Source organism: Bdellovibrio sp. HM001, assembly GCF_055397275.1.
The window spans coordinates 3,502,135-3,526,172 of the sequence record NZ_AP029174.1 but is presented as its reverse complement, the minus strand read 5'-3'; the positions used below and the strand labels follow the sequence as shown (position 1 = coordinate 3,526,172).

26 protein-coding genes and 1 other RNA gene are annotated in these 24,038 nt (G+C 49.4%); 11 read left to right on the top strand and 16 right to left on the bottom strand.

All coding sequences use genetic code 11. From position 1 onward, the window contains the following. Positions 1 to 66: 66 nt before the first annotated feature. Both ACZ5ZZ_RS16675 and ACZ5ZZ_RS16670 read right to left on the bottom strand, forming a co-directional pair. Positions 67 to 618, bottom strand: coding sequence for a substrate-binding periplasmic protein (locus tag ACZ5ZZ_RS16675; protein ID WP_464140509.1), 552 nt, complete (start codon positions 616 to 618; stop codon positions 67 to 69). 311 nt (positions 619 to 929) lie between these two features. Next, entirely contained in the window at positions 930 to 2,513 is a 1,584-nt protein-coding gene (locus tag ACZ5ZZ_RS16670) for an FG-GAP-like repeat-containing protein (RefSeq protein ID WP_464140506.1), read from the bottom strand. A gap of 394 nt (positions 2,514 to 2,907) precedes the next feature. On the opposite strand from ACZ5ZZ_RS16670, the gene katG reads away from it, so the two are divergent. From katG to ACZ5ZZ_RS16655, 3 genes are all read left to right on the top strand, one after another. Beyond that, positions 2,908 to 5,118: a catalase/peroxidase HPI gene (gene katG, locus ACZ5ZZ_RS16665; RefSeq protein WP_464142393.1), complete on the top strand. Its 2,211-nt coding sequence runs from the start codon at positions 2,908 to 2,910 to the stop codon at positions 5,116 to 5,118. A gap of 189 nt (positions 5,119 to 5,307) precedes the next feature. Next, on the top strand, positions 5,308 to 6,048 hold the full coding sequence (locus tag ACZ5ZZ_RS16660) for a L,D-transpeptidase (protein ID WP_464132421.1): 741 nt from the start codon (positions 5,308 to 5,310) through the stop codon (positions 6,046 to 6,048). Positions 6,049 to 6,142: 94 nt separating this feature from the next. Next, the gene (locus ACZ5ZZ_RS16655; RefSeq protein WP_464132419.1) at positions 6,143 to 6,778 is read left to right on the top strand and encodes a hypothetical protein; all 636 of its coding nucleotides are present in this window, start codon (positions 6,143 to 6,145) and stop codon (positions 6,776 to 6,778) included. Positions 6,779 to 6,781: 3 nt separating this feature from the next. On the opposite strand, the gene ACZ5ZZ_RS16650 is transcribed toward ACZ5ZZ_RS16655, so the two are convergent. The 9 genes from ACZ5ZZ_RS16650 to ffs form a co-directional block, all read right to left on the bottom strand. Then, on the bottom strand, positions 6,782 to 7,540 hold the full coding sequence (locus ACZ5ZZ_RS16650; RefSeq protein WP_464140504.1) for a hypothetical protein: 759 nt from the start codon (positions 7,538 to 7,540) through the stop codon (positions 6,782 to 6,784). A 137-nt stretch (positions 7,541 to 7,677) separates the two neighbouring features. Beyond that, complete coding sequence (locus ACZ5ZZ_RS16645; RefSeq protein ID WP_347358502.1) at positions 7,678 to 8,070, bottom strand: hypothetical protein; 393 nt, start codon at positions 8,068 to 8,070, stop codon at positions 7,678 to 7,680. 69 nt (positions 8,071 to 8,139) lie between these two features. Next, on the bottom strand, positions 8,140 to 8,670 hold the full coding sequence (locus ACZ5ZZ_RS16640; RefSeq protein ID WP_464140502.1) for a 4'-phosphopantetheinyl transferase family protein: 531 nt from the start codon (positions 8,668 to 8,670) through the stop codon (positions 8,140 to 8,142). Positions 8,671 to 8,695: 25 nt separating this feature from the next. Beyond that, the gene (nadA, locus tag ACZ5ZZ_RS16635; RefSeq protein WP_464118847.1) at positions 8,696 to 9,661 is read right to left on the bottom strand and encodes a quinolinate synthase NadA; all 966 of its coding nucleotides are present in this window, start codon (positions 9,659 to 9,661) and stop codon (positions 8,696 to 8,698) included. Between the two features lie 250 nt (positions 9,662 to 9,911). Beyond that, positions 9,912 to 10,505: a GTPase MglA gene (mglA, locus tag ACZ5ZZ_RS16630; RefSeq protein ID WP_011166041.1), complete on the bottom strand. Its 594-nt coding sequence runs from the start codon at positions 10,503 to 10,505 to the stop codon at positions 9,912 to 9,914. Beyond that, a complete protein-coding gene (recR, locus tag ACZ5ZZ_RS16625; protein ID WP_464140500.1) occupies positions 10,505 to 11,119 on the bottom strand; it encodes a recombination mediator RecR in 615 nt (204 codons plus the stop codon). Before recR ends, mglA begins: the two co-directional genes overlap by 1 nt. Before the next feature lie 54 nt (positions 11,120 to 11,173). Continuing rightward, the gene (locus ACZ5ZZ_RS16620) at positions 11,174 to 11,497 is read right to left on the bottom strand and encodes a YbaB/EbfC family nucleoid-associated protein (protein ID WP_464118845.1); all 324 of its coding nucleotides are present in this window, start codon (positions 11,495 to 11,497) and stop codon (positions 11,174 to 11,176) included. A 13-nt stretch (positions 11,498 to 11,510) separates the two neighbouring features. Next, complete coding sequence (gene dnaX, locus ACZ5ZZ_RS16615) at positions 11,511 to 13,328, bottom strand: DNA polymerase III subunit gamma/tau (RefSeq protein WP_464140498.1); 1,818 nt, start codon at positions 13,326 to 13,328, stop codon at positions 11,511 to 11,513. A gap of 47 nt (positions 13,329 to 13,375) precedes the next feature. Further along, positions 13,376 to 13,474, bottom strand: an RNA gene (gene ffs, locus ACZ5ZZ_RS16610) — signal recognition particle sRNA small type. Positions 13,475 to 13,842: 368 nt separating this feature from the next. Here ffs and ACZ5ZZ_RS16605 point away from each other — a divergent pair. After that, positions 13,843 to 14,208, top strand: coding sequence for a hypothetical protein (locus tag ACZ5ZZ_RS16605; protein ID WP_464140496.1), 366 nt, complete (start codon positions 13,843 to 13,845; stop codon positions 14,206 to 14,208). Positions 14,209 to 14,227: 19 nt separating this feature from the next. On the opposite strand, the gene ACZ5ZZ_RS16600 is transcribed toward ACZ5ZZ_RS16605, so the two are convergent. Next, complete coding sequence (locus ACZ5ZZ_RS16600) at positions 14,228 to 14,791, bottom strand: dihydrofolate reductase family protein (protein ID WP_464140493.1); 564 nt, start codon at positions 14,789 to 14,791, stop codon at positions 14,228 to 14,230. 187 nt (positions 14,792 to 14,978) lie between these two features. On the opposite strand from ACZ5ZZ_RS16600, the gene ACZ5ZZ_RS16595 reads away from it, so the two are divergent. After that, positions 14,979 to 15,722 (top strand): hypothetical protein, encoded by a 744-nt coding sequence (locus ACZ5ZZ_RS16595; RefSeq protein WP_464132409.1) that lies wholly within the window; start codon positions 14,979 to 14,981, stop codon positions 15,720 to 15,722. A gap of 85 nt (positions 15,723 to 15,807) precedes the next feature. Here the strand turns inward: ACZ5ZZ_RS16595 and ACZ5ZZ_RS16590 are convergent, their stop codons facing one another. Then, complete coding sequence (locus ACZ5ZZ_RS16590) at positions 15,808 to 17,037, bottom strand: NADP-dependent isocitrate dehydrogenase (RefSeq protein WP_464132407.1); 1,230 nt, start codon at positions 17,035 to 17,037, stop codon at positions 15,808 to 15,810. Between the two features lie 360 nt (positions 17,038 to 17,397). On the opposite strand from ACZ5ZZ_RS16590, the gene ACZ5ZZ_RS16585 reads away from it, so the two are divergent. From ACZ5ZZ_RS16585 to ACZ5ZZ_RS16575, 3 genes are read left to right on the top strand one after another with little or no spacing between them, the layout of a single operon-like run. Continuing rightward, the gene (locus ACZ5ZZ_RS16585; protein ID WP_464140491.1) at positions 17,398 to 18,234 is read left to right on the top strand and encodes a DUF4382 domain-containing protein; all 837 of its coding nucleotides are present in this window, start codon (positions 17,398 to 17,400) and stop codon (positions 18,232 to 18,234) included. A 16-nt stretch (positions 18,235 to 18,250) separates the two neighbouring features. After that, complete coding sequence (locus ACZ5ZZ_RS16580) at positions 18,251 to 19,117, top strand: DUF4423 domain-containing protein (RefSeq protein WP_464132403.1); 867 nt, start codon at positions 18,251 to 18,253, stop codon at positions 19,115 to 19,117. 5 nt (positions 19,118 to 19,122) lie between these two features. Next, the gene (locus ACZ5ZZ_RS16575) at positions 19,123 to 19,965 is read left to right on the top strand and encodes a hypothetical protein (RefSeq protein ID WP_464132401.1); all 843 of its coding nucleotides are present in this window, start codon (positions 19,123 to 19,125) and stop codon (positions 19,963 to 19,965) included. An 8-nt stretch (positions 19,966 to 19,973) separates the two neighbouring features. On the opposite strand, the gene ACZ5ZZ_RS16570 is transcribed toward ACZ5ZZ_RS16575, so the two are convergent. Beyond that, positions 19,974 to 20,576 carry a TetR/AcrR family transcriptional regulator gene (locus ACZ5ZZ_RS16570; RefSeq protein ID WP_464140489.1) on the bottom strand — a complete coding sequence of 201 codons (603 nt, stop codon included), beginning with the start codon at positions 20,574 to 20,576 and terminating at the stop codon, positions 19,974 to 19,976. A 64-nt stretch (positions 20,577 to 20,640) separates the two neighbouring features. On the opposite strand from ACZ5ZZ_RS16570, the gene ACZ5ZZ_RS16565 reads away from it, so the two are divergent. Then, positions 20,641 to 21,087, top strand: coding sequence for a DoxX family protein (locus tag ACZ5ZZ_RS16565; RefSeq protein WP_464140486.1), 447 nt, complete (start codon positions 20,641 to 20,643; stop codon positions 21,085 to 21,087). Continuing rightward, complete coding sequence (locus tag ACZ5ZZ_RS16560; RefSeq protein WP_464140484.1) at positions 21,084 to 21,662, top strand: NAD(P)H-dependent oxidoreductase; 579 nt, start codon at positions 21,084 to 21,086, stop codon at positions 21,660 to 21,662. Before ACZ5ZZ_RS16565 ends, ACZ5ZZ_RS16560 begins: the two co-directional genes overlap by 4 nt. Before the next feature lie 14 nt (positions 21,663 to 21,676). Here ACZ5ZZ_RS16560 and ACZ5ZZ_RS16555 read toward each other — a convergent pair whose 3' ends face one another. Together ACZ5ZZ_RS16555 and ACZ5ZZ_RS16550 are read right to left on the bottom strand one after the other, a co-directional pair. Further along, complete coding sequence (locus tag ACZ5ZZ_RS16555; RefSeq protein WP_464118836.1) at positions 21,677 to 21,979, bottom strand: hypothetical protein; 303 nt, start codon at positions 21,977 to 21,979, stop codon at positions 21,677 to 21,679. Positions 21,980 to 22,458: 479 nt separating this feature from the next. Then, positions 22,459 to 23,331: a LysR family transcriptional regulator gene (locus tag ACZ5ZZ_RS16550; protein ID WP_464132393.1), complete on the bottom strand. Its 873-nt coding sequence runs from the start codon at positions 23,329 to 23,331 to the stop codon at positions 22,459 to 22,461. Between the two features lie 86 nt (positions 23,332 to 23,417). On the opposite strand from ACZ5ZZ_RS16550, the gene ACZ5ZZ_RS16545 reads away from it, so the two are divergent. Further along, complete coding sequence (locus ACZ5ZZ_RS16545; RefSeq protein WP_464132392.1) at positions 23,418 to 23,912, top strand: hypothetical protein; 495 nt, start codon at positions 23,418 to 23,420, stop codon at positions 23,910 to 23,912. Positions 23,913 to 24,038 lie beyond the last annotated feature (126 nt).

The window sequence follows — 24,038 nt, the reverse complement described above, 5'->3', positions numbered from 1 at the left end:
CGAGGTGGTTTTTTTATTTGTCCTTCTTCCTCCATCAAAATTGAAACGGCGCCTTATGGCTGCGTTCTATTTCCTCTGATGGTCGGCTTCTGCGGAGCAGATATCCAAATAAATCTTTACCATTTTATCTATATCCACCTTTTTAAGAAGGGCGGCATATTGAGTTTCAATTTCTTTCTTCTTACTCATCAGCTTGGATTTTTTGGCAATAGCAAAATAGATTTCTCTTTCGGGGAAGGGGGTGTCCATATATGAAATCACTTTGGACTTCTTGATATAGCACAGCCCTGCATTTAGGCCGTAGACAGTGTATTGAACTCGGTTCGCCTCTAATAGTTTAAAAACAGATTCGATATCGGGGACTTCATACAGTTTCTTTTTGTAGTTGATATTCTTTTCGGCCAGATAGTCTTTAAATAACCCGATTCCTGCATCACCAATTAAACCTGCTCCGGGTCTGTCATAAAGATCCTGAATTGATTTTATTCCCGCATCTTTACGAAAAAAAATAACAACCTTGTCCTTCAAATAAGGAGGCTCAAGATAATCGAGATAGGCCAGTCTTTCATTTGTCTTGTGCTGCCCGATTAAAAAATCAACGTGGCCGTCTTCTGCCAACTTCTGAACCCGTTTCCAGGGGCCTGAATAACTGACCCTTTAGTCGAACTTCAAGCTTTTGAATAGCTGATGAGCCAGGTCTACCCCCACGCCCTCTAAGGCGGTAGCGCTTTTCTGCCACGATACGGGCGGATATGACGGGCTGCCTGTGATCCTATACGGCTGAGCATAGGCATTTATGCTTAAGCAGAGACAAAGAAAGCACAGGGTTTTGATCATAAGTTAATTTATGTTCAGAACCCTACAGAGGCTATCTAAATTAGCTCTTTGTGATTTTTATGGATTTCCAGTTTGGTGTTTAACACCTGACTTTATTTCTCGCGACAAGTGATCGTCGTGCTGCGACCTTGCAAGTTGACTTTAAACGACTTGCCGCTGGTTGAATTCAGCATGGTTGAGGCATTCGCAGTCAGGTCGTCATTGATGTGAGAGTTAAAGTAGGCATACTGATTCCAGACTTTACGACTTGGCATCCACGAACCTGCGGTGGCGGGCTTGAAGACGCGAAGGCCTGTGATGGTTTGGGCGATCTCTTTTTCTGCATCTACTTTGTACAGACCTCTCACGCCATAGTTGTTGGCCACCGCCACCAATTCTGCATAGCCATCGCCGTTCACGTCGGCCACCACTGGATATTCACGTAAAGTACCTGAAGGGTTGATGGTTGACCAAACAACTTTCAGGTCGCCGGATTTGTCCATTTCGTAGATACGCAGGAATTGTTCGTCGCCATAGATGATTTCCGGTTTGCCATCGCCATTGAAGTCGAAAGAGGTGATGCCCGTAACCAAAGAGCTGCAGTCCTGGGTCACGCTTCCAGCGATTTTATTTCCATAGTTATCAAAGATAGTCAGTGATTTCCCTGTCGCAATGGCGATCTCCAAAGTGTCTGACTTACCATCAAAATCGCCAATCGAAGCCTGGCCGCCGCCAATAACGGGTCGCTTTTGGGCGTCCAGCCTACAGATAAGATCAGAATGTTCTGCCAATGCTTTGTCAGAAAGAATTTCTCCGGTAAGACCATTATAGATCGTCAGATAGCCACCACCCGTGACAACGACTTCAAGCTCTGCTGTTTCTGGCATCAAATCAGCGGAAGCCGGGGTGCCCGTGCGTTTGAAGGACCAAAGCTTTTTGCCTGTCTCGTCGTATACAGCGGTGTTGCTCACGATATAAGGTGCACTGCCTTTTATTGTGCTCAGGCTGGTTGCATAGGTGTCACAGGAAGTTGTCTGCTCATCCAAACGGAAAGAGAAAGAGGGTTTTTTCGAAGCATCTTCAGAGACAATGTAATTACCGGCAATGATTGAAGATCCAGCCTGACTCGAAAATTGAGCTCCGGCAAAACCACCTTTGCATCCACCCAGCGCCGTCGGCAAAGCCAGAGTCCAGCGCAGAGAACCATCATTGTTAAGGGCAACCATGGAGTTCTTCTTCTGTTGAAGATAGAAAATCTCAGGACGGCCGTCGCGATCAATATCCAATAGTAGAGGGGATGTCGAAGCATAAGGGCGAATACTGTCCTCTGAAGCGCTCCATTTGGTTTCACCTGTGCGACCGTTGATCACACGCAAGATGCCGTCGCTTTCATAGGCCCCATCTTTAAATGTGACGAATAGAATTTCTGGAGTGCCGTCGCCATCCAGATCTCCCACAACAGGAGCAGCCATGACTTGTTTGTATTCCGGAAGCAAACTGGCTTCGGGGTCCCACGCATAGTCCAGAGTGGGTTTGACTTCTTCTGTGATCATCTCGCGGCAGATGGGTGCTTCGGGAATTCCGGCTGACTCCAGGGAGGCCATGTCGGCGAACTGAACCTGTTGTGGCGCACAGTTTTGAAAGGTGGTGACCAGAGTGATTGAGCCCAGAATGAAAGCACCATTTTTAAACTTCATTGATTCCCCCGTAATGTTCGTTAAGCAACCTGGGTGCCAGGTTATAAGCATCTGAGTGCATAGGAGCGTCGCTTCTGTTTACATTGTCTAAGGGCTGGTCCTGTTTTAAGAACTACAAGCAATATCAAAAGCTTAAATATGCAGTGAGGAAGAAATGTTGGGAATCCTTTTACAGGACCCCGGCGGATGTCTTGGCTTGAGACAAACTTGAGGCCTCCAAAAGTTGCGGCCAAAAATTAGATAAAAATTATGGGGACAGAAAATAAATAGATTTCCTCTATCGATCATTAGGGAGAATCAATTTTACATTCTATAGAGGTTTGCAAACACTAGAGAGGCCAAACAACCGATTTTATAATCACAAAGGAGAACATCAGTGTTGCAAAAACCGCTTATGGGCGCCGCTCTTATCGCACTCAGCCTTCACGCTGGGTCTGCATTTGCAGCGTCCTCAGATAAAAATGTCAATGTTCAGCAAGCTCCAACCAATAAGTTCTGGTGGCCTGAGCGTCTGGATCTGGCTCCTCTTCGTCAACACTCCGTTGAATCTGACCCAATGGGGAAGGGCTTTGATTATGCAAAAGAGTTTAATAAATTAAACCTGGAAGAAGTAAAGAAGGACATCGCTAAAGTCCTGACGACGTCTCAGGATTGGTGGCCGGCAGACTATGGTCACTATGGCCCGTTCTTCATTCGTATGGCGTGGCACAGCGCCGGCACTTACAGAGTGGGTGACGGTCGCGGTGGCGCAGGAAGTGGTCAGCAGCGTTTTGAGCCGCTGAACAGTTGGCCTGACAACGTGAATTTGGACAAAGCCCGCCGTCTGCTGTGGCCGGTAAAACAAAAATACGGCAAAAGTCTTTCCTGGGCGGATCTGATGATTCTCACGGGCAACGTGTCTTTAGAATCCATGGGTTTCAAAACCATCGGTTTTGCCGGCGGTCGTGAAGATCAGTGGGAACCGGATGTTGTTTTCTGGGGAGCTGAGAAGAAGTGGATGGGCGATGAACGTCGCAATAAAGAAGGCCGTTTGGACAAGTCGCCAGTGGCGGCGGTGCAGATGGGTCTGATTTACGTGAATCCTGAAGGCCCGAATGGCAATCCGGATCCGATCGCGGCAGCCAAGGACATTCGTGACTCCTTCGGCCGAATGGCGATGGATGATGAAGAGATCGTGGCTTTGATCGCTGGCGGCCACTCTTTCGGTAAGGCGCATGGCGCTCACAGACCGGACAAGTGTGTGGGGGCAGAGCCATCAGCAGCGCCGTTGGAAGAGCAGGGCCTGGGTTGGAAAAACAAATGTGGTACAGGCAGCGGTAAAGACACCGTGAGCAGTGGTCTGGAGGGGGCGTGGACTCCGACGCCGACTCAATTCTCAATGATGTATCTTGCGAACCTCTTCCAGTTTGACTGGGTGAAGACCAAGAGCCCGGCGGGTGCGACGCAGTGGATTCCGAAGGGGGGCGCGGCTGCCAATCAGGTGCCTGATGCTCATGATCCGAATAAACGTCATGCACCGATTATGTTTACGACGGATCTTTCGTTGAAAGAAGATCCTGCCTTCAACAAGATTTCCAAAAAATTCCTGGATAATCCCAAAGAGTTCGAAGCCGCATTTGCGCGAGCGTGGTTCAAGCTGACTCACAGAGACATGGGCCCGCGTGCGCGCTATCAAGGGAAGGATATTCCTAAGGAGATCTTCAAGTGGCAGGATCCAATTCCTGCTGTCAATCATAAGCTTGTGAGTGGCGCTGAGGTGGCACACCTTAAAAAGTTGATCGCAAGTTCGGGTCTTAGCAATTCAGATCTCATCCGCACGGCGTGGGCTTCAGCGGCCTTCTATCGTGGGACGGACAAACGTGGTGGCGCCAATGGAGCGCGCATCATGCTGGCTCCGGCGAAAGACTGGAAAGTGAATGATTCGCAAGAGATCTCTAAAGTCATCGCGAAGCTTCAGGAAATTCAAAAAGGCTTTAACAAGGGCAGCAGAAAAATTTCAATGGCGGATTTGATCGTGCTTGGTGGAGCCGTCGGTGTTGAAAACGCAGCCAAGGCGGGCGGCTATAAGGTGACTGTGCCATTCAAGCCAGGCCGCATGGATGCCACTCAGGAGCAGACAGACGTGGAATCCTTCAGCGTTCTGGAGCCGAAAGCTGATGCTTTCCGTAACTACTACGGCGAAGGAAACTATCTTTCTCCGGCAGAGGCTTTGGTGGATCGTGCGAATATGCTGACCTTGACGGTTCCAGAAATGACGGTGCTGTTGGGAGGTCTGCGTGTTCTGGATGTTAACTCGGGCCATTCAAGACACGGGGTATTTACTCAGAAGCCGGGTGCCTTGAGCGCGGACTTTTTTGTGAACCTGCTGGATATGTCGACGAAGTGGCAAAAATCTTCTGAAGACGGTCTTTATGAAGGTCGCGACAGAAAGACGGATGCTGTGAAGTGGACGGCCACACCGGTGGATCTGATCTTTGGATCTCACTCTGAGCTGCGCTCAATCGCTGAGGTGTATGCTTCCGCCGATAGTAAAGAGAAGTTTGCCAATGACTTCGTTAAGGCCTGGGACAAGGTCATGATGTTGGACCGTTTTGATCTGAAATAAATGGTTTTGAGCCGGGCCTCTTCTTGGGAGGCCCGGCTTTCTTCGCAAGGTGTGTAAAAATTTTCTGACGAAATGTTACACAACGCGCAATATATGTTCGATCCCTGTAATCTTTCTGCTAGATAGCTGACCCATCAAAAAGACGAATTTTGCCTCGCTAACGGCAATAATTTCAGATGGGGAGATTTCATGAATCGTATGATGGCTATTTTCGGCCTGCTTTTGGTTGCCACCTTGGCCTCTTTCAATGCTTTTGCGCAATCTCGCTCCGAGCTGGAGCGCCGACTGATGGTTGAGGATTCATACGAGGCTCCTCGCGGTCGTCTGTTCAATGAACAAGCCTATCTTCGCGGCGAAACATACCTGAGCCAGTACACCAATGTGATTGTTATCAACAAGGCGGCGAAAGGGCCTCAGGCGCAGACGTTGCGTCTTTATACAAACCGCCAGCTTCAGCTTTCCACTTATGTTTCCACAGGCCGTGAGGATTTGGAATACATCAGCAAGGTTCGTGGTGTTGTGAACAAGATCTTCAAAGGCACCACGTCTTCTCACTGGAGACACACAACCCGCGGATTCTATGCAATCAAACGCGTTCACGGTTACAACTACCGTTCTGGTGAATCCAAGTTCCAGATGCCTTATGCGATGTTCTTCAATGAAACTCGTGGTTTGGCGATCCATCAGGTGCCGCCGGATCTTTCTGGTGGTGAGGCGGCAGGCGAGGCAATGTTGGGGAAGCGGGCTTCTTCTGGTTGCGTGCGTGTTCACAAGGCTCAGATCCAAACAATCCACCGTGCGGTCACTGCCGCGGGCAAGGGTTCTGTGCCAGTTCTGGATACCCGCACGGGTCAGCCTAAACGTGATGAATACGGCAAAGTTCGCTATGAACAGGGCTACGAAACAATCGTGATTGTTGAGGAATACTAGTATCACGCCACAGGGGAGCGTGGCTTGACCTGCTCCCTAAACGGACATAAAAAGGCTGGGTTATCCCGGCCTTTTTTGTTTTTAGGAGCTTTCCATGAACCTGATTGAAATCGTCAATGTGCCCGATGAAAAACGTGATCACCAATGGGAGATTGATTTCTTCATGTCCGTCACTCAGGGCAACATCAAGCTTTTGGTGGAAACTCCTCAGCAGGGGCCGGATGGCTGGCCTTATCTTTTGGTCGAAACCGGTGAAGACGCCACAGAGCCTGCGAACAAAGTCATGCAGTGGGCAGCGATGAAAGGTGTGGGTTTGGTTGTCAATCCACGCAAATCCTATCCGGATTATGTTTTTACTTACGGCATGCTTTGGAACTTCAAGGAAACCGGTCGTTTCTATCAAGAGGCGGCACAGGCTTCGGTGGGCAGCGTGGAAATGGAAAAAGGTCAGGGCTTGCACGCGGGGCCGCCTTCTCCACAGTATCTTCCGCAGTATGTTCGTAATATTTTAAAAGAATTCTTCCGTGATCAGGGCGTTCTTCGTCCACGCATTCTGGTGATGAGCCCGGATCGTAAGCACTATGATCTGGCATTTTCTTTGGAATCTTTGGGGAATCCTCCAACCAAAGAACATCAGGGCATTGCTGAGGCTCTAAGCTGGTTCCTGCCTCCGCATTATTCTGTGGTGCTGGTCTCTGAAATCGGTCTTCCGACTTTCACGGATCTTTAGTCTTTAGAACTCTTCAGAACGATACCAACAGGCCGGGCGCTCTTTTAACAGAGCGCTGGCGCGGAACGTATCCAGGCGGCATTGGGGACTGGGATAGTCTAACAAGGTTGTCTGAACGATGTCTGTCTCGGCTTTCTCCAGACTGGGAGAGGGATCGTTGTTCGGCAGAACTGTCCACTGCAGCTTTGCTGTGATCAACCCAGCCAGCAGAGCTCGAGGACATATCTGCGGGTTTTGAGCCATGCAAGTCTGCTCCAGCAACATTTCATCTTTGTTTGCGACCTGTTGTGGTGATGAGCTTAGTTGTTGCGCTATTTGATTGAAGCACCCTTGAACAGAGTAATAATCCGCAGCCCCTTCAGCGGAGGCCCAGCTGACATTGCCATGGATGTCGGGGAAATAGGGGGCGCCACCTTTGTGATGACCGACTTCGTGGCAGATCATCAACGTCAAACTGTCCAAGGTCATCGAAGGATGTCGAGCCAAGCCGCCATAGATCACCACCAAGCGGATGTCACTAAAGCGCAGAGCTTGGGCATTGACAGTGTTGTTGGCCCAGCTGCCTTCGAAAATAAGGTCGGAATAATTTTGTGCAAACAGATCCAGTAGTTGATGGAACTGGATTTCAGAGATTTCTTCTTGGGAAGAGGTCTTTTCACTCAAAGCTGCAGCTGGCAGCAGAGCCGGGCACAACGAGTGCCTGATGGCGATGTGAGCGGGCCACAAAATGGTGAGAATAAGAAGGGCCAAAGAAATCTTCATGGGCCGGGATAGTAAACAAAACTCTGGCGGATCGACTATTCAAATGGCGTCTGATTGAAAATATTGCAGGATTCTTGAGTCTTCGAAAAAGAATCGCGGGATCCGAAGATCCCGCGACAAGTGGTTTTGGCAGTGATTTAATCCAGCTCACCCGGACGAGGCAGAAGGTCCATCAGACATTCGCGCCAGTACTCGGGAGCTTCCTCTGAATAGTCAATCGCGACATGGAAACCTTTTTTACCCAGAAGCTGCGTGCGTGTGATCACACCCGAGATTTCCAGATTCATTTCTTCCAGGTGCATAAAGACCCGGTCGCCTATCAGGCAATCCAGATTCAGATTCTTGCGAAGAGCTGACGGAATCAGGTCTTCGCGTTTAATCAGAAGCAAAAGTCCTGTTGAAGAAGCTTCGATGATCTCACTGTTCTTTGCGATTTTGGCAAAGTCATCCAGTGATGTGAGATACGAAATATGAATGGGAGAGACTTCGGTCCTTGGAGCCACTCTGCGGTTGTATTTTGTACTTCCCATCTTTCACCTACCTTGAAACAAACTACATTAGTGTCGGTTATAAGACTCTTCGGCAGGACTCGACCAAAGTTAAGAGGGAATTACAAAAAAGCAGAAGCTCCACTGTGAAATTTGTCTGACAACTCCGCGCCCTTCAGAGGAGGATTTAAACTCTGTGGCGTTCGTAAGAGTGAATGTCTCAGTCTGAGAATCAATATTTTGCCAGTCCCCTATAGAAATCCGTGAAACCACCGACGGTTGCTCGAAGGTTTTAAGCGCTTTAAAACACGCCTCTTTTGCGCACCACAAGGCAGCCGCACTGGGGCTTTGACGGAGTTCTTCGTCGGAAGATACGCGTGCCACGACCTTCTCCTGTACGCGGGAGGTGATTTCTAAGTCCACCCCAATCGGAAACTCGCACAGAGCAAACATGCCCAGGTCGTGGGTGTGAGAGACGGAGTGATACAGTGTTTTGCCTTGAGTGCGTTTTTGGATTTCCGCACGCAAGAGATCCCGGTGGTCGGGATTTTGACTGCCCCAATCCGGATGCGCGAAAATCTGTAAGCTGGGGCAGTGAAGGATCTTTTGGAAGGACTCAATTGTGCTTTCAGAGATAATCATCGGCAGTGAGTCCTTGGGGTGAAAATTAAACAGTGAATTCCGCGGGCCAAGTCACGGGCTTGCCGCTGGTGATATCCATCATGCGATCCAAAGACACTTTGGCCTTCAGGCGCAGGGATTCATCAAGACCCACTTGAGGTTTTGAGGTCTCAAGCGCGTACTTGATCTTTTCCATGGAGTTCATCTTCATGTAAGGGCAGTTGTTGCAAGAGCAACCTGAATCCAAAACAGGAGCTTGGATCAGTTCCACATCCGGACGCAGCTTTTGCATCTGGTGGAAGATCCCGGTCTCGGTAGCTACGATGAACTTCTTCGCCGGATTCTTTTGAACTTCTTCCAACAAGCGGGACGTGGAGCCGATGACAGAAGCATATTGCAATACGGATTCATCACACTCAGGGTGCGCAATCACGACCGCATCTGGGTGCTGGGCAATGAGCTCATACAATTTCTTGGCGTTGAACAGCACGTGCACTTCGCAAGCGCCCGGCCACAACACGAATTCGCGATTGAGTTTTTTAGAAAGCCAACGACCCAGGTGCTGATCCGGCCCAAACAGGATCTTACGATCTTTGGGAATGGATTCGACGATCTGTTGAGCGTTGGAAGAAGTGATGATCACATCAGAGATGGATTTCACTTCCGCGCTGGAATTGATGTAAGTCACCGCAATCCCATCGGGATGCTGACGGCGCCAAGCCAGGTACTTGTCGTAAGGAGCCCCTTTGACCAAAGAACAACTGGCCTCCATATCCGGAACCAGAACTGTTTTGGTAGGGTTGAGGATCTTCACACTTTCAGCCATGAACACAACACCGGCCAGCAGAATCGTGTCCTGTTGAACCTGTTGGCCCATCTTGGCCAGATAGAAGCTGTCACCGACATAGTCCGCGATGTCCTGAATATCACCCTCTTCATAGTAGTGAGCCAGAATAACCGCGTTTTTCTCTTTTTTAAGTCGCTGAATATCAGCAGCAATATCATAAGCCATAATCAACCTCGGGCCTTATTGTAACCCAGATGAACACAGAAAAAGCTCATATAGCACGACAGGCACAAAAAGCAACCCCACAAAGGTCCAACCATGATCCCCACACACCAAGATGAAGTTAGAGCAAATAGCTGGGATGGCTTAAAACAAGTTTTGCCCAAGTTCCACAGCAGCCAATCCCAAAGGGATGGCGTCCGCGAGGACTGTCCGAAGGGCAAAACTTGTTTTAAGCCAGCCCCGCGGTCTTGTTCTAAAGAGTCGTTCCGCCTTTGAGGACGTTGATAATGGATTTGGAGACAGTTTTCAGGGATTCGAAGACGCCACGGCCTTCAGAGGCGCATCCTTCGATTTCAGGAGCATTATAAGGGTTCAGAGCACTTCTTAGCTCTGCCAAGGATGCGACATTCGGCAGATCACGCTTGTTGTATTGCATGATCAAAGGAATCTCACGGATGTCATAGCCTTGTTGTTCCAAGTTTCTCTCAAGATTGCGCAGGGATTCCAGGTTTTCATCCATACGTTCGATTTGAGAGTCCGCCACGAAGATCACGCCATCCAAACCCTTTAGGATCAGCTTGCGGGAAGCATCATAAACCACCTGACCAGGAACAGTGTAAAGGTGGAAGCGGGTTTTAAAGCCACGAATGTCGCCGACGTTCAAAGGCAGGAAGTCAAAGAACAAGGTGCGCTCAATATCCGTGTTCAATGCCACGAGCTTGGATTTTTGATCCTCGGCCGTTTTTTGATAAACCCACTGAATGTTCGTGGTTTTACCGCCCAGGGAAGGGCCGTAATACACGACTTTGCAGTGAATCTCTTTGGCATTGTAGTTAATAAAGGACATTACAGCTCCACTCTGTTTTGCAGGGCACGACCCATAGTTCTATCATCTATGAAATCGATGTCGCTGCCAATAGGAACTCCATGGGCAATGCGAGAAAGTTTCAAACCTTTGCCTTGCAGCTGCTTTGCCAGGTACAAAATCGTGGTGTCGCCCTCAAGATCGGCATCCAATGCGAGGATGACTTCTTTGATAACCGGACCGGTGCCGTTCAAACCATCATCAATACGGTCGATCAGCTCTTTGATTTTCAATTCTTTAGGACCGATGCCTTCCAGCGGGGAAATGGCCCCGTGCAAGACATGGTAGCGACCCCGGAACGCGCCGGAAGATTCAATACGCATGATGTCCGCCGGCTCCTCCACCACGCAGATGGATTCGTCCGAACGGTGCGCATCTTCGCAGTAGCGGCAGATGTCCGTGTCCGTGTAGTTAAAGCATCGAGGGCAGTCATGCACCTCGGCCTTCACACGCAAAAGTGCCTCGCTCAAACGCTCTGGGTATTCGTTCCCTGTGCGTAAGATGAAATAAGCCAGACGCTGAGCAGTCTTGGGCCCGATACCAGGCAGACGGCTCAACTCGTGGACTAATTTTTCAAGGGCAGAGATATGTAACACTCGCTACTCCAGCTTCGGACACCTGTCGGTGCCCTCAGCACTGTGGCCACAGGCCTAGAACATTCCTGGGATATTCAAACCGCCAGTGATTTTTTCCATTTCTTTTGCGGAAGTATCACGAGCTGTTTTAACTGCTTCGTTGACTGCAGACAGGATCATGTCCTGAAGCATTTCCACGTCGCCGGCTTTCAAAACTTCAGCGTCGATGTTCAAAGAAGTGATCATGTGGTTGCCGTTCACTTTTACTTTTACAGCGCCACCGCCAGAAGTTGCTTCGTATTCAGCCTTGGCAAGATCATCCTGGGCTTTTTTCATCTTCATTTGCATTTGGTTGGCTTGTTTCATCAACTGAGCCATTCCGCCGGGCATACCCTTCATAGAATTCTCCTTTTTAGTGGCCGCGTTTATTTAGTTCAACGATGGACTTGATCTGTCCCTTGAACACGGTCTGTGCAGCCTTGACCATGGGGTTTTCGTTGATCTTGTTGCGAAGCTCTTCCTCGGCCAACTGCACTTTTTTCTGCTGGATGGCCTGGGCGGATTCTCCGACCTGATCACGACTCATTAATACCTCAAAAGAATACCCAGCACCCCAGTATGAATCAATAAATCCCTGTAGTTTTTTGCGCACTTGGGCGTCGGCCATTTGGTCTTTCAGGAAGGCCAATTTCACAGGAACGCCCAGGCTGATCAGCTTTCCTTCTTCTTTCACAAAAAGAAGATTTTCGACTTTGGCAGCGAACAAAGCATCGTCCTGACGAAGCAGTTCCACAAAGTTCACCCAGCGTTCTGTGGCAGAAGACCCTGTGGCCAACTTCGGTTTTTCCGCAACTGGCGCGGCTTGGGGGGCTGGGGCAGGTGCCGGAGCACTGGGCGCTGTTGCCGAGGTGGTGGCAGCAGGCTTTTGTGTCGACAGGGATGATACCGCAGGCTTGGCTTTGTTCAAAGCCGCCTTCATGGCCTCCAGTCCTTTGGGACCGTCTAAAACTTTTTGGGCTTCTTCAATGCGATCGTGACCTTTGACTGTGGGGGCTACCGGCGGAACGTAAGGCCGGGCACCACCTGCGCTTTGAGGGGTTGCAGCTCCACCTTGCAACAAGGTCTTCAGGTCCACAAGTTTGGGAGCCGAAGCCATACGAAGCAAAGTCACTTCCAGAACAATACGAGGATCTTGGGCGCGCGGAATGTCGTTGCCACCCTTTAAGGCCATGTCGAAAAGCATGTGGATGTCTTCTTCAGGAAGACGCCCCGCCATTTCGCTTAAGGCTTGCAGTTCAGAGTCAGGCATTTCCAGAATCTGAGACGCTTGCGCTTCGGACACTTTGATCAAAAGCAGGTTGCGAATCATTTCCAGAAGATCTTGCGAAAATAAATGAGGCTCAAAGCCCGCGGCTGCGATCTTTTCAATCACTTTCAAAATCGCCTGAGAATTGCGATCAATCAAAGCGTTCAGAGTTTCAAACAGCAACGCACGGTCTGTCAGGCCCAGGATTTCCACAACACTGGCACGAGTCAGCGGACCATTGGCAAAGGTGATCACCTGATCCAGCAAACTTTGCGAGTCACGCATGGACCCGTCACCTTGACGAGCCACCACCCACAGGGCTTCATCCTCCGCCGTCACACCTTCGCGATCACAGATCAGCTTCAGGCGCTCAGTGATAGAGCGGGTGGAAATACGACGGAAATCAAAACGCTGACAGCGGGACAAGATCGTTTGCGGGATCTTGTGCACCTCGGTTGTCGCCATGATGAAAACCACATGCGAAGGCGGCTCTTCCAAAGTCTTCAACAGGGCGTTGAAGGCGCTGGTGGAAAGCATGTGCACTTCGTCGATGATATAGATTTTGTATTTACCACTGGAGGGCATAAACGCCACAGTGTCGCGAAGTTCACGGATTGCATCCACACCGTTGTTGGAGGCTCCGTCGATTTCGATCACGTCAATGCTGGAACCGCCGGCGATCTCTTGGCAGGAATCACACTCGTTGCAGGGAACAAAGTTTTGAGCATTGGGACAGCGAAGAGCTTTGGCAAGAATACGAGCTGAAGAGGTTTTTCCAGTTCCACGCGGGCCGGTGAAAAGCAGAGCATGCGGAAGACGGCCATTTTTTAAAGCGTTGGAAAGTGTTTGGGTAATATGATTTTGCCCGACAACGTCGGTAAATGATTGGGGACGCCATTTGCGTGCAATCACCTGATAAGACAAAACCCACCCCTGACAGTTCGTTTCTCGGTTCGCGCGAAAGATAAAAAAGCGGCCGAGCACCCCATATCACATAGTCCCTCGAGTGCCGTTGCTTCCTTCCGGACCTAGCGGGATTCGTCAAGAGAGCTATTGTATGGGACCCGGCCACCGCTGGATGTAACCCATTGGAGAGGGGATTACATTCGATAACTGGGTGCGGCATAGAAGTAAGTTTGGGGGCAGCTCCCGCTCCGTGGGACACGCCTTCCGGGCTCTGCCAGCGCCGGGGCCCTTGGCCCCGGTTCGGGCCGTCCGGGCCCCGCTGGAGGTCCCACTCCGGGGATCTGCCCCCAGATTTGCTTCTATGCCGACGTTATCTCTGGTTTTGACCATGGAATTTGGGGGCGGTGGTGTTTTTTGGCAGGCTGGCCCCTTTGGGGGCGCCGCTGGGTGGGGGGAGTTTCGTGGGAGGGTGGGTCGTGGCTTGCTGTTTAGTTGGGGGTGGGGGAGCATTTAGGAATGTGAGGTGATTCGTATGTTGAAGATGGTATTGGTTTCTTGTTTGCTGGGTTCTTTTGCTTTTGCTCAGACCATGGGGGTGAAAGACATTCCTGCGGATGGAGAGACGACGATTGAAGTTACAAAAGGCTCCAAAGCTAAAAATGAATATGAAGTTGTCACCAGTGAAGATGAGATCGAAGGGGATGCGGCTCCGCTTTTGAAAGATGCTCGTTTGAATTGGAAGAAGGCCTGTGCTGATTGGAAGGCTGAAACCAAAGAGCTGAATAAAGAAAACCAGGTTCTGGCCCTGAACTGTGGGAAGATGACGTGCGCCACAGTTTCTATGGAGTCCACGTGCCGATCTCAAAGTAAAGTGAAGATCAAGACGCGTATCAAGTAGTAGAAATTTCCAGTTATTTCTAAAGAGGCTCAATCTTTTTATAGTTTAGCAGGACATTTCCGCTTCTCATGGTTTTTGCCGAAACCAGCTTCAAACGGAGTGGGCGAGTCAATCTCTGGAACATGGTTGTGCCCTCGCCCAGTGCCAACGGATTTAACAAAATGGAGTAGTCATCAATCAGATTTGCCTCGGCCAGTTGAGCGACGATTTGACCACTTCCCAGAATGGTCATGTCGGTCCCGTCTTCGGCCTTGAGTCGCTTGATTTCTGCCAGCAGATCCCCGTTTATCAGAGTTGTGTTTTCCCACGTGGCTTCACGCAGGGTCTTTGAAAATACGATCTTCTTTGAGCTGTTCATTCCCTGGGTGGTCAAGGGGTCGTCTTTCCACGCGTCCTTAGAGGTCCAATAGCTCTGCATCATCTCGTAGGTTTTTCTGCCGAAGACCAGGGTGTTGCCGCTGTTGGACTTCTCGTCGGACAGGGCTTGCTCATCCTCTCCGAAGTTGTGCCAACTGATATCGTCGTTGGTTCCTTTGAAGTATCCATCCAAAGTGATCAGATTAAAAACGCTCAGCTTCGCCATTGGTCTTGCCTCTTTCTGAGTAATCTCGTTTTCTTTCTGACGAATGTACCTTGAAAAGCGGGATTTACCAAAACATCACTCGTTTTAGCCTGTCCTTTGTTCCGGATCTTGCCCAGTCCTGTAGATGAAAAAAATGTAAGCAATGTAGTCTGACACTCGCCTGCTAAACGGCAGTGAAGGGGTTCAGATGACATTGAAACAAAATACCGTCGCCTTGGTTCTTGCTCTGGGAGTGGGTTTGCTGGGATGCCAAGGGGGAGCCAACGACTACGTTGAGTCGTCCTCCATGCAAAACGAAAATCAAAATCTGACAGATACAACCGACACAGCTATGACAGACGGTGAGGATATCGCTGATCATGTTCATGATGATTTCGGCATCTCAGAAGAAATTCAGGCTCTGGGATGTGTGAAGGCGTCCTCTTCGCAGAAAACTCAGGTCAATCTCGGGCTCTCCAAAAAAGAAGAGTTTTTGCAGAAGTGCTCAAAGGAAACCAATGGTTCCTTCTGGTGTGATCAGGTGGTTCGTCCGAACCCGAAAAGTGTGAACACCTTCCGCTGCACCTATGGCTCCAGTCAGGTGCATAATCTGATTCATCCCGACGAAAGCACCTGGAAGTATCCGATTGCGGGAGTGCGCATTTTGCAGGATCTTTCCGCCAAGGGAATTAAGATCAGTCAGATCTATAATTGGTGGAGACCTGAACCTTATAATAAAAACGTGGGCGGGGCCGCTGGTCGACATCCTTATGGAACATCCATCGACGTCAGATTTGCCAGCAACAGCGAAGCGGACCGCGCCTTTAAAGAGCTTTGCAAAATGCGCAAGGCCAAGCGCCTCAGAGCCATCGGTCATTATGGCAGCGCCTCTTTGCATATCGGTGTGGGCGATAAAACAGCCAACACCTGGGGCAAAAGTTGTGGATCTTGAATATAAAGAATTTGGCACGTAAAGGAATAAAAAAAAGAGGAGCCTTCACGGGCTCCTCTTTTAGTTTTTTCTTTCAGCCTAGGGCTTACATGGAAAGAGCTTTTTTCAAGTTCTCATCCAACTTCGCCAGGAACGGCTCAGTGTTCATGTACTTGTCAGCTGGAACCTTGTCGCCATAGATGCAAACCGCAAGGTCTTTGGTCATGAAACCAGCTTCAACTGTTTCAACGCAGACTTTTTCCAAAGTCTGAGCGAACTTCACAAGCTCCTGGTTGTTATCCAGGTTACCACGGTGCTCAAGACCGCGAGTCCATGCAAAGATGGAAGCGATTGGATTCGTGGAAGTTGGCTTGCCTTGCTGGTGCTGACGGTAGTGACGAGTCACTGTGCCGTGAGCGGCTTCAGATTCCATTGTCTTACCGTCTGGAGTGACCAGTACGGAAGTCATCAGACCCAAAGAGCCGAAACCTTGAGCTACTGTATCGGACTGAACGTCGCCGTCGTAGTTCTTACATGCCCATACGAAGTTACCGTTCCATTTCAACGCGGAAGCAACCATGTCGTCGATCAGACGGTGTTCGTAAGTGATACCAGCAGCATCGAACTTCGCTTTGAATTCTTTTTGATAGATGTCTTCGAAGATGTCTTTGAAGCGACCATCGTATTTTTTCAGGATCGTGTTTTTAGTGGAAAGGTACAACGGCCATTTCTTAGTCAACGCCTGGTTGAAGCAAGAACGTGCGAAGCCAGTGATGGATTCGTCGGTGTTGTACATGGTCAAAGCGACGCCATCACCTTTGAAGTTGTAAACTTCGTGAGTGATTGGTGCGCTGCCATCTTCCGGTTGGAAGGTGACTGTCAGCTTGCCTTTGCCTTTAGTCACGAAATCAGTTGCACGGTATTGGTCACCGAAAGCGTGACGGCCGATGCAGATTGGTGCTGTCCAGTTAGGAACCAGACGAGGAACGTTTTTGCAGATGATAGGTTCGCGGAATACAGTACCATCCAAAATGTTACGGATAGTGCCGTTCGGGGACTTCCACATTTGTTTCAGGTTGAATTCTTTTACGCGAGCTTCGTCCGGAGTGATCGTCGCGCATTTGATACCCACGTTGTACTTTTTGATCGCTTCTGCAGCGTCAACAGTCACTTGGTCGTTGGTAGCATCACGGTGCTCCATGCCCAAGTCATAGTACTTAATGTCGATATCAAGATATGGAAGGATCAATTGTTGTTTGATGAATTTCCAGATGATTCTTGTCATTTCGTCGCCGTCGAGCTCAACGACGGGATTGGCAACTTTGATTTTTTTCATAAGTCGTGTCCTTTGTGATGGGATTGTAAAAGCGCCCTGAAAATATAGAATGGTGCCGCCTGTAAGACAAAGGAAAACAGGGCATCAAAGCCTTTAGTTGTGCGTTTCATAGCTGGAAAAAGGCCTTCCTTGGGTGATCACAAAATAAATAGTAATCAGAATGAGACGATAAAAATCGATATATAAACCATTGATATTAAATGACAATCTAAAAACGAAACTTAAAAAGTGATCACAACTGTGAACTTTTTCTGAAGAATCCCGATAAATCAACTATCCTGATTTCAGATAGCAGTTCGATGCCGATTCAGCCCGAAGATTCAGCCAGACAGGATGTCGAATTATTAACAGGGAGGGAATATGAATAGCAAGGTTGTAAAGTCAGTGATCGCAGGTTTCGCCGCAGTGAGTATGGGATGTTCGCAGGCGCCGTCCTCATCGGGGACTGTGGCGACGTCTTTGACGATGACGGGTTCGTCCCAAGCATCGACTTTGGCGAAATATAAACTTCAGCACCCATGGCTCAGTTTGTTGATGCCGCAGGCTTCGGCTCTGCCAGCACCAGCGATGACGGATGCTTCGGGGGCCAATGTCTCGCTCACCAAGGCCTGGGTGGTGGTGAAGGAGATTGAACTTGAGATGGAAGAATCAGATGCCGTCGGTGAAGTGGATGAGGATGGTGTTGAGTTCCAGGGGCCATTCGTTGTGGATTTGCTTTCTCCAACTCCGACCTCTTTTGGGGTGGCGGAAGTGCCAGCGGGTGTTTATCGTCGCATCAAGATGAAGCTTGAAAAGGATGCGGTTCTGCCTGCCGAAGCGCCGATGGGGCTGGCTGGAAACAGCATCTACTTCGAAGCCACTGTGGCGGGGAATCAGATTTCTTACTCTGCAGATGATGGAACAGAATTTAAAATCAGCGGGGCCGGTGGAATCAACTTGGGGGAATCCTCCAATGTGCTGATGGCGATTAAACTGGCGGATCTCTTTAAGATGATCGATTTGTCCGGTGTGACTTCGAATGTCGCTATCACGTCAGCGAATCGAGTTGCGGGAGTCAATCAGTGTCCTTTGATTGATCCATCAGCCAACGATCTTTACACTTGCTTCAGAAAAGGTCTTGAGCAGGCAGCAAAACTTGGCAAAGACGATGACGGCGACTGTGAAATCGAAGAACATGAAGACGAAGTAGAAGACTAATGCAGGGGAAAGTATTATGGCAACGGTAGTTAAGAGACCCCTTATACAGGAATATCACGACTACCTGGAATTCTTAAAAGACTGGGTTGAATATCTCAAGGATCGGGAAAAGGGATTCAGTCTAAGACAGGTGGCAAAGGAGGCCGGGATGGCCTCCGGCTACCTTCCTATGTGCTTTGCCCGAAAGCGCAAGTTAAGTCGGCGGGCTCTTGCGAAGTTGAAGCCCCACTTGAAGATGACTCCGAAGGAAGAAAGATACCTGGACTTGTTGCAGGTGATTGCCGAATCGGAGGACCCTAAAGAGCGGGTCCAGGCCCTGACCGGGTTGCAGAAACTCCGAGACTACAAAGAGTCCAACCGTCACGAACTTGAGGTTCATCAGTATTTAAGCAAGTGGTACTTTGTTGCGATCCGGGAATTGGTGAATCTTCCGGAATTTTCAGCGGATCCGGTTTGGATTCAGCAAAAGCTCCGGGGTCGAGTTTCTCAGAAAGAAGTCGAAGATGCCTTGGATTTCCTTCTGAAGTTTGGCTTCGTGGATAAGGATTCTGACGGGAAGTACAAAGTGATTCAAAAGCAACTGGACTGTCACGAGGGTGTCTTCAAGATTTCTCTGGGTGAATTTCACCGCCAGATGCTGGATTGGGCCAAGACCTCGATTGAAGAGGTTCCGCGGGCCGAGCGTCTTCTTCTGGGGCATACCGCTGCATTGACGAAAGGTCAGTTTGAAGCGGTCCAGACGATCCTGCGCGATGCCTTGGCGTCGTTGGAAAAGGTGGACGCCGCAGATGCAGATCCCACCGGGGAGGTATACCACATTGAGCTGGCAGCCTTCCCTCTGACAAAAAAAGTCGCTGAAGACGACGAAGTTATGGGAGAATAGATTTTATGAGAATGCGTTTGGCCATGGGTCTTATGACTATCACGATCATCTCTGCTTGTCAGAAAAGCAGTGACGGTGGGACCAGCACCGGGAACCCTATGATCAGCTTTAAGATGACGGCGTCGTCTTCGCCGGCAAATTCGATTGCATCTTACGTCTCGCGTTTTCCTTGGTTGAATCTTCTGCTGCGTCCGGCGCTGGCTTTGCCGCCTCCGCCTGCAATGACGGACGCCAATGGAGTGACAGTGACGCTGGATCATGCGTGGATCACTGTGAAAGAGATCGAGTTCAAGGCCACGGAAGTTGCCGATCAGGATGAAGTCGATGGTCAGGATGTCAGTTTTGAAGGTCCCTTTGTGGTGGATCTGCTTTCATCGCAGCCGGATTCGCTGGGACAGGCTCGAATTGCGACCTCGCTGGTTCGTCGTGTGAAGATGCAGTTGCATAACACCGACACACTTCCGGCCGGTGCGCCGGCACAAATGCTGGATAAAAGCATTTACTGGAGTGGAGCGGTCGGCGGACATTCCCTGGTGATCACAAGTCGGGAAGGCTATGAATTTGAACTCGGTGGACAGAACGGCGTTGGAATCTCTGAAAGCGCCAATATATTGATGAGTATTCAAGTGGCCAGTCTTTTCAAGAAAATCAATCTTTCGGCGGTGACGTCGGATGTTGTGATTGATGAACAAAACCGTCTGCCCGCGGTGAATCCGTGTCCGCTGATTGATGCCTCAGCGTCAGATATCTACACCTGCTTCACCAAAGGGCTGGAAACCGAGTCCAACCTTGGAGTGGATGCGGATGACGATGATGAACTGAGTGGCGATGATGACACCGTCAAGTAGTCGCCGGGCTATTTAAGAACGGCTTGTTCCAGAAAAGAAAGATGGCTGTCGATAGCGTCATTGACAGCCGACGTTGAATCCAGGCTTTGAAACTGTCCATCTATCAGCAAAGTGGCAAATCCGTGAATTCCTGACCAGACAGACCTTGCGGTGATTGTGGGGTCTGCCTTTCTGAAAACTGACTGTTTGATCCCGTCTTTCAAGGTCTCCTCAAGGGTGGCAAATGCCTTTGCCCCCGCAGCTTCAAGTTCCGGTCTGAGATCCGGGCTGCAGCGAAGTTCCTGATGGAACATGCAGCGATAGTGTCCTTGATTCTTTTCGGCAAACTCAATATAGGCTTTCCCCAGTGCCTTCAGGCGTTGTCGGGGTGACCTCAGCGGACTCAGGGCTTCGGTGAAGCTCTGGTTTATAGCCAGAAACCCCTCTTCAGCAATGTGACTTAAAAGATCTGTTTTTGAGGCGAAGTGGCGATAGACGGCCGTGTGACTCACTTTAAGGCTTTGGGCGACTTCGCGCAAAGTAAAGTCCGCTTCGCCTTTTTTCTGAATGATTTCAACTGTTCTTCTGATGGCGGCTTTTTTAAGGTCGCCATGATGATACGTCTTTGCCATGAAAAAAAGACTAGCAGGTTTTTTCTATGTTTACAATGGTCACATTAATGTTAACATTGGAAACATGAGAAAGCTAAATCCGTTCTATCGTCTTCTTTTGATTTTCACCCTGTTGGCCGTGGCCGCGAAGTTTGGCGGTGCTCTAGCGCAGTGGAAGGACGTTCCGCTGTGGATCATGATTCAGGTCTTTTTTCTGGCGGGGGTCAGTCACTTTACGCCCTTACGTCATGAATTCGTAAAAATGATTCCGCCGAAGATCCCCGCGAAGATGTTTTTGGTCTATTTCACAGGTGCCTTGGAAATTCTGGGGGCTTGGGATCTGATGAATCCTGAAAACAGGGCCATCACGGGATGGGCCTTGATTCTGCTGCTGGTGTTGATGTTCCCGGCCAACTACTACGCCGCTAAAAGCAACATTCTTTTCCGAGGTGCCAAACCATTGTCAGTCCTTCAGCGGGGGGCCGTGCAGATTCTCTTTATTGTCGCTTTGTATGTCGGAGCCATCTTATGAAAAAGATCCTGGTGATAAATGGACATCCTAATAATGTGTCCCTGTGTTCTTCCTTGGCGCAGCAATACGCAAAAGGAGCCACAGAGTCCGGTTTTGAAGTTCGTCTGGTGCAGCTCTCGGATTTGCAGTTCGATCCTGTTTTACATAAAGGCTACTTAAAGATTCAGGACCTGGAGCCTGACCTGGTTCAGGCGCAGAAGGATCTTTTATGGGCGGAACATCTTGTGATCGTGCATCCAATCTGGTGGGGCTCGGTGCCAGCCTTATTAAAAGGCTTCTTGGATCGTGTTCTTTTGCCGGGTTTTGCTTTTAAGTATCACAAGGACAGCCCATGGTGGGACCGGTTGTTGAAGGGACGAACGGGAAGACTGATTGTGACGACGGATGCGCCATCATGGTGGAACAAGTTTGTCCTGCGCGATCCCGTGATCCGCATGATGAAGAACTCGGTTCTGGAATTCTGCGGTATCAAACCTGTCAAGGTCACGCAGTTAGATCGAATCAAAGATCGTCCTAAAGATGTGATCGAGTCCTATCTTAAGAAAGTTTATGAATTGGGTAAAAGGGGAGCCTAAGCTCCCCCTTGCGATTATCGCTGCAAGATCGTTGGATTTTGCAGGCGGGCCTCCAGTTGCTGAAGTTGTACTTCCAGAACTTCATGATTCCGTTCCGGAGCTGAATAGCGTACCAATTTCGGTCCTCTCAATGTAGCAGACGCTAACGCAAGCATGATCCTCGTGCTCTTATAAGCAAGATACAGAAGGAAGCTTGTAAGTTGACCGGCCTTTTTTACGCTTTCAATAGACACATCAGTTGAGGTTTCAACGAGTTTCAATAAGTACCGCTCGTTTTGGAATTCCCATTGTTTTTTTCTACGCAATAGTGCGTTCATAGCTTCCTCCTCAGGATTGATAATGCTTGCGGCAGCTCTGTGTAAAAGGCCGTTTTGACAGATAGATGCGCAAGGGTTGTTTGAAAGTTCAGCTATGACACCACTTCAGAATCAAAGTACGGACACAGGTGTTGGGGACCTCATTCAGTACAATGAGACCAAAGCGTCGCCAGAGCTAAAATTAAATTTTGGGTTAAGATCTAAAGACGAAAAGTGACTAACACTTTACGTGCTTAGAGATGCAGTTCAATTGTCGTGGGATTGAATCTGTGACCTATGAATGAATGTCAGAGGCCACGTCCACGTTAGTAGATCCGCAAATATTTATATTTTGAATCATCATAATAATCATGATGGCCTCCTTTCATTAGAGATAAATCCAATATCGAGGATTGTTCAAAAAAAGTAAACTGATTTTTTTGAAATCCTTTGTGGAGGCCAGTTCCAAGATGGAACCTTGATTCTGTGATGGTGAAAATTTAGTTCTTTTTTGTCAGAACTTCGATGAGCTGTTTGAAGTACGCAGGCATTTCAGAGCGGGGATACCATGCCAAAGCGACAGAGTAATCCAAATGCAACTCATCAGCGAGATAACAAAGGCTGCCATCTTTGATAAACGGGCGAGCAAACTCTTCTGTCAGAGACGAATAGCCCAGCCCCTGTTGCAACATGTAGGTGAGCGCATCGATGTTGTTGGCATAGTGGCGCAGCTTCTGCGCTTTTCCTGCCAGTTTATATTTCTTCAACAGATCCAGCGTGACGGTGTCTTGGGGATCGAAATCAATAATGGGTTCGTTTGCAAGAATGTCGTCGAGCTTTCGTTTTTTCCACGCCGAGGGTCCGACCAGGTAATATCGCTCTGGCGCCATCACCTTGGAATCCAGCTCCAGCCCCACTTGATTTGCGGGCAGGGCGCCGATTTGCGCGAAGCCGGTTTTTAGTTTTCCCAAAACACTGTCGGTGTCGGTGATATCAAAGCGCACGCGCAGCTTGGGATTTTTTTTAACGACGGTGCTGACTTTGGGGATGATGCGCGAGCGCATCAGGGTGGAGGTGCCGCTGAGGCAGACCTCAAAGAAGGCCGACTCTTTTTTTCCGGAAATTTTAGACAGGGTGTCCCCTTCGAGATCGCGGGCCGCCTGGACATAGCGCAGAAGGGATTCCCCTTCCTGGGTCAGACGCATGCCTTTACGGGAGCGGGTGAACAGCGTCACACCCAGTTGCTTTTCCAAGCTCCGGATACGTTGGGTCACCCCTGTCTGGGTGAGATTTACTATTTTAGCAGCTTCCAGGACCGTGCCTTTTTGAACAACGGCCCAGAAAGCTTCAAGGGAAGGGCTTAGTAAACTCATTAATAATGATAATAAAGTGATATATATGAATTATACAAATACTTTCTTTGAAAATAATTTCGCCTCCAACAACGTAGGAGGTTGTGATGAAACTAAAATCTTGGATTGTTCTTTTCGGTGTAACTCTTTCGGCGATGACAGCTCAGGCAGACTGCCTTCCGGATCGCGCCAGCTCTTATCAGTGTTATTTTCCTCAAGAGATCACGTGCTCTTTGAACGGCGATCCCGTCACAGCTGCGGGTCAAAAAGTTCTGAAGCTGAAGTATGACAACCATGGCAAGGTTCAATACAGCTATTCAGTCTGGGTGCCGGGCAAGTGCCCAAGCCGAAACTGCGGTTCGGATGTTGAATATACTTATGAAGGATCCAGTGAAGAGGCCGGTAAGACGGGCAGTGTAAAAAACTACAATGATCAACAACTGGTCGCGAGCCTCGCAGGCGCCAATGGGCTGGAGTTTATGATGATCCTGAATCACTCTATTCCAGCAGGACTGAAAGCCCGAGTTCCCATGAAACTGCAGGTCATGCAGGTGAAGGGCATGTATGTCACCGGAAACGGCACTGATTGGTATTGCCAGTAGCAGGCGGATACTGGGGGCTTCTGGGTCGCGGTTTTAAGGGTCCTTTTGACAAAAGCATCAGAAAACCGTCAACTGTTCTAGGGGACAAAGCGCTGTGGTTGCGATTATATTGTCCCCGGACCTGAG

What these genes read in the sequence shown, in the direction of transcription:
- ACZ5ZZ_RS16570 (WP_464140489.1), bottom strand. Translation starts at nt 20,576, where the DNA reads ATGGCAAAGACGTATCATCATGGCGACCTTAAAAAAGCCGCCATCAGA.
- ACZ5ZZ_RS16555 (WP_464118836.1), bottom strand. Translation starts at nt 21,979, where the DNA reads ATGAACGCACTATTGCGTAGAAAAAAACAATGGGAATTCCAAAACGAG.
- ACZ5ZZ_RS16595 (WP_464132409.1), top strand. Translation starts at nt 14,979, where the DNA reads ATGACATTGAAACAAAATACCGTCGCCTTGGTTCTTGCTCTGGGAGTG.
- ACZ5ZZ_RS16660 (WP_464132421.1), top strand. Translation starts at nt 5,308, where the DNA reads ATGAATCGTATGATGGCTATTTTCGGCCTGCTTTTGGTTGCCACCTTG.
- ACZ5ZZ_RS16560 (WP_464140484.1), top strand. Translation starts at nt 21,084, where the DNA reads ATGAAAAAGATCCTGGTGATAAATGGACATCCTAATAATGTGTCCCTG.
- ACZ5ZZ_RS16565 (WP_464140486.1), top strand. Translation starts at nt 20,641, where the DNA reads ATGAGAAAGCTAAATCCGTTCTATCGTCTTCTTTTGATTTTCACCCTG.
- ACZ5ZZ_RS16605 (WP_464140496.1), top strand. Translation starts at nt 13,843, where the DNA reads ATGTTGAAGATGGTATTGGTTTCTTGTTTGCTGGGTTCTTTTGCTTTT.
- nadA (WP_464118847.1), bottom strand. Translation starts at nt 9,661, where the DNA reads ATGGCTTATGATATTGCTGCTGATATTCAGCGACTTAAAAAAGAGAAA.
- ACZ5ZZ_RS16550 (WP_464132393.1), bottom strand. Translation starts at nt 23,331, where the DNA reads ATGAGTTTACTAAGCCCTTCCCTTGAAGCTTTCTGGGCCGTTGTTCAA.
- ACZ5ZZ_RS16655 (WP_464132419.1), top strand. Translation starts at nt 6,143, where the DNA reads ATGAACCTGATTGAAATCGTCAATGTGCCCGATGAAAAACGTGATCAC.
- ACZ5ZZ_RS16600 (WP_464140493.1), bottom strand. Translation starts at nt 14,791, where the DNA reads ATGGCGAAGCTGAGCGTTTTTAATCTGATCACTTTGGATGGATACTTC.
- mglA (WP_011166041.1), bottom strand. Translation starts at nt 10,505, where the DNA reads ATGTCCTTTATTAACTACAATGCCAAAGAGATTCACTGCAAAGTCGTG.
- ACZ5ZZ_RS16575 (WP_464132401.1), top strand. Translation starts at nt 19,123, where the DNA reads ATGAGAATGCGTTTGGCCATGGGTCTTATGACTATCACGATCATCTCT.
- ACZ5ZZ_RS16620 (WP_464118845.1), bottom strand. Translation starts at nt 11,497, where the DNA reads ATGAAGGGTATGCCCGGCGGAATGGCTCAGTTGATGAAACAAGCCAAC.
- ACZ5ZZ_RS16590 (WP_464132407.1), bottom strand. Translation starts at nt 17,037, where the DNA reads ATGAAAAAAATCAAAGTTGCCAATCCCGTCGTTGAGCTCGACGGCGAC.
- ACZ5ZZ_RS16640 (WP_464140502.1), bottom strand. Translation starts at nt 8,670, where the DNA reads ATGATTATCTCTGAAAGCACAATTGAGTCCTTCCAAAAGATCCTTCAC.
- ACZ5ZZ_RS16580 (WP_464132403.1), top strand. Translation starts at nt 18,251, where the DNA reads ATGGCAACGGTAGTTAAGAGACCCCTTATACAGGAATATCACGACTAC.
- ACZ5ZZ_RS16670 (WP_464140506.1), bottom strand. Translation starts at nt 2,513, where the DNA reads ATGAAGTTTAAAAATGGTGCTTTCATTCTGGGCTCAATCACTCTGGTC.
- ACZ5ZZ_RS16585 (WP_464140491.1), top strand. Translation starts at nt 17,398, where the DNA reads ATGAATAGCAAGGTTGTAAAGTCAGTGATCGCAGGTTTCGCCGCAGTG.
- ACZ5ZZ_RS16545 (WP_464132392.1), top strand. Translation starts at nt 23,418, where the DNA reads ATGAAACTAAAATCTTGGATTGTTCTTTTCGGTGTAACTCTTTCGGCG.
- ACZ5ZZ_RS16650 (WP_464140504.1), bottom strand. Translation starts at nt 7,540, where the DNA reads ATGAAGATTTCTTTGGCCCTTCTTATTCTCACCATTTTGTGGCCCGCT.
- katG (WP_464142393.1), top strand. Translation starts at nt 2,908, where the DNA reads ATGGGCGCCGCTCTTATCGCACTCAGCCTTCACGCTGGGTCTGCATTT.
- ACZ5ZZ_RS16645 (WP_347358502.1), bottom strand. Translation starts at nt 8,070, where the DNA reads ATGGGAAGTACAAAATACAACCGCAGAGTGGCTCCAAGGACCGAAGTC.